Below are 272 nucleotides of genomic sequence, written 5' to 3'. Positions count from 1 at the left end.
ATGAGAATTTGCATCTAACTTGTTTTTTAGTCCGTTCCTTTAGCTATTCTTCTCGCACGTTAATTGTTAGCAAGCGTCAAGTGGATTAAATCTGCAAATCTTATCACCTGAGAAGAAAGGGCACGTTTTGACAGCTTACCCAGATGAACTGTTATTAGCATTGTTTCACGGCCGAATCTTGAATTAAGCAACGACGACTGTTTTATATAAATTGCTTTTCTTGCTGATTCGTCAATTGGTCTTTTTGTTGATTGGAAATCAAGGTAAGCAGG

The 272-nt window shown here is 37.5% G+C and carries 1 protein-coding gene; it reads right to left on the bottom strand.

Annotated elements, in window-relative coordinates:
- Positions 1 to 59: 59 nt before the first annotated feature.
- Positions 60 to 272: hypothetical protein (locus IEQ44_RS18600; RefSeq protein ID WP_227487639.1), on the bottom strand; the 213-nt coding region annotated here is incomplete at its 5' end.

It is taken from the genome of Nocardioides malaquae (assembly GCF_015070385.1).
GTDB lineage: Bacteria > Actinomycetota > Actinomycetes > Propionibacteriales > Nocardioidaceae > Nocardioides > Nocardioides malaquae.
Note: the sequence above shows the minus strand (reverse complement) of the source record. Positions and strands in the feature narration are given on the sequence as shown.